Here is a 2,616-nt window from a genome sequence, read left to right on the forward strand (position 1 = left end):
GGTCGGCGGTGGCCGCGGCCGCGCCATCGCGAGCCTGGGTGCCAGCCTCCAGACCAAGGAAGCCAGCGCGCTGCTGACGCTCATCGACAACCGCTCGGGCGTGCAGGTCGCGGCTTCGGAAGGCAGCGCCTCCAAGACCGATTTCGGCGCCTTCGGTGCACTGGCCGGCCGCAGTGCCGGCGGCGGCCTCGGCGGCTACACCAACACGGCGCAAGGCAAGGTGATTGCCGCGGCCTTCATGGACGCGTTCAACCAGATGGTCCGTTCGCTGCGCAGCTACAAGGCGCAGACGGTGCGCGGCCAGGGCCTGGGCGGCGGCGGCCGGCTCGGCGTGGATGGCGGCGCGGCACCGTCGCAGACCTACGTGCCGGCCGAGCAGCCGGCGCCCGCACGCCGCCGCAGGTAAGGCAAGGCGTTCGGCCAGCGGCAAAAAAGCCCGGGGCTCTTGCGAGCCGCCGGGCTTTTTCATGGGCGTGCTTCCGAAAGGATCAGAGCGCGAAGATCTTTCCGGGATTCATGATGTTCTTCGGGTCGAGCGCGCGCTTGATCGTGCGCATCATGTCGATCGCACCCACGCCAGCTTCCGTCACCAGGAAGTCCATCTTGTGCAGCCCCACGCCGTGCTCGCCGGTGCAGGTGCCCTCGAGCGCCAGTGCGCGGCTCACGAGCGAATGGTTCAGTTCCTCGGCCTTCACGCGCTCTTCGGGGATGTTCGGGTCGAGCAGGTAGCCGAAGTGGAAATTGCCGTCGCCCACGTGGCCGACCAGGAAGTAGGGGATGCCGCTGGCATCGGCTTCGGCCACGGAGTCGAGCAGGCAGTCGGCCAGGCGCGAGATGGGCACGCAGGTGTCGGTCGAGATCACGCGGCAGCCGGGGCGCGACTGCACAGCCGCAAAGTAGGCGTTGTGCCGCGCGGTCCACAGGCGCGTGCGCTCTTCCGGCGTGCTGGCCCATTCGAAGGCGTTGCCGCCATGGCCGCTCGCGAGCTCCTGCACCGTCTCGGCCTGCTCCTTCACGCCGGCCGGCGAGCCGTGGAATTCCATCAGCAGCATCGGCTCTTCGCGCAGGTCGAGCTTGGCGTAGGTGTTGACCATGCGCACCGTGTTCACGTCGATCAGCTCCACGCGCGCAATCGGCACGCCGAGCTGGATGGTCTCGATGGTGGTGCGCACCGCGGCCTCGATGCTCGGGAACGAGCAGATCGCGGCCGACACCGCCTCGGGCAGCGGGTAGATGCGCAGCGTGACTTCGGTGACCACGCCCAGCGTGCCCTCGCTGCCCACCATGAGGCGCGTGAGGTCGTAGCCGGCCGACGACTTCTTTGCGCGCGTGCCGGTGCGGATCACGTCGCCGCTGGCCGTGACCACTTCGAGCGCCAGCACGTTCTCGCGCATGGTGCCGTAGCGCACCGCGTTCGTGCCGCTCGCGCGCGTGGCGGTCATGCCGCCGATGGAGGCGTCCGCGCCCGGGTCGATGGGAAAGAACAGGCCCGTGCTCTTGATCTCGTCGTTGAGCTGCTTGCGCGTGACGCCGGGCTGCACGGTGACGGTGAGGTCGTCGGCATTGACCGACAGTACGCGGTTCATGCGCGAGACGTCGATGCTGATGCCGCCCTGCACCGCCAGCAGGTGGCCTTCGAGCGACGAGCCCACGCCAAAGGGAATGACCGGCACGCTGTGCTCGCTCGCGAGCTTCACCGCGTCGGCCACGTCCTGCGTGCTTTCGGCAAACACCACGGCCGAGGGCGGCGGCGCATCGAACGAGGACTCGTCGCGGCCATGCTGGGTGCGCACGGCCATGGCCGTGGAACAGTTGCCGCCGAAGCGCGCTTTCAGGCCCTCGATCAGGCTGTCGGGCACATTGCGCAGATGAAGCGCCGGCAGCAGGTGCGAGGTTGGGGTCGGGGCGTTCATCGGGCGTCTCCTGGGCGTGAAAGGGGGGCGGGGGCTCTGTCCGGCCATTTTACGGAGCGCGCACCATAATGCGCTTCGGAAAAAGCCATGAACCCCACGACCCTCGTAGCGCTTGCCGCATTCCCTTCGCAGCTCGAAGCCCACTACGCGGCCATTCCCCATGCCTTCCGGCACTGGGCGCCGCCCTCGTGGGAGGGTGTGCCCAGCGAGGCCTTCACGGCCATCGAGCAGCTCTGCCATGTGCGCGACATCGAGGTCGAGGGCTATCACGTGCGCTTTCGCCGCACGCTGGAAGAAAGCCGTCCGACGCTGGCCTCGATCGACAGCGAACCGCTTGCCATTGCGCGCGCCTATGGCATGGCCGACGCGGAAAAGGTGCTCGCTGAATTCCGCATTGCGCGTGCCCGGACCATGGACATCGTCTCGAACCTGACGGACGTGCAACTTGCGCGCACGGCCGTGTTCGAAGGCTATGGGCCACTCACGATGCGCAGCCTTGTCCACTACCTCTGCAGCCACGACCAGCAGCATCTGGCGGGCCTGCAATGGCTGGCCGGCAAGATCGATGCGTCGAAGGCCGCGTTCGCCGCATAAACCAGGAGCACCCATCATGGGCAACCGACTCTCGCAGATCGCCACCCGCACCGGCGACGACGGCACCACCGGCCTCGGCGACAACACCCGCGTGCCCAAGGACCACCTG

At 68.0% G+C, this 2,616-nt stretch carries 2 protein-coding genes and 2 pseudogenes; 3 read left to right on the plus strand and 1 reads right to left on the minus strand.

Annotated elements, in window-relative coordinates; all coding sequences use genetic code 11:
• Positions 1-406, plus strand: a pseudogene (locus tag AC1DOC_RS28685) (peptidoglycan-binding protein); the annotation flags it as partial.
• An 82-nt stretch (positions 407-488) separates the two neighbouring features.
• Here the strand turns inward: AC1DOC_RS28685 and AC1DOC_RS28690 are convergent.
• Entirely contained in the window at positions 489-1,913 is a 1,425-nt protein-coding gene (locus tag AC1DOC_RS28690; RefSeq protein WP_436299166.1) for an FAD-binding oxidoreductase, read from the minus strand.
• A gap of 87 nt (positions 1,914-2,000) precedes the next feature.
• On the opposite strand from AC1DOC_RS28690, the gene AC1DOC_RS28695 reads away from it, so the two are divergent.
• Entirely contained in the window at positions 2,001-2,507 is a 507-nt protein-coding gene (locus AC1DOC_RS28695) for a DinB family protein (protein ID WP_436299167.1), read from the plus strand.
• Between the two features lie 16 nt (positions 2,508-2,523).
• Positions 2,524-2,616: pseudogene (locus tag AC1DOC_RS28700) on the plus strand (cob(I)yrinic acid a,c-diamide adenosyltransferase); the annotation flags it as partial.

This window comes from Variovorax sp. 01T439_2 (genome assembly GCF_056398445.1).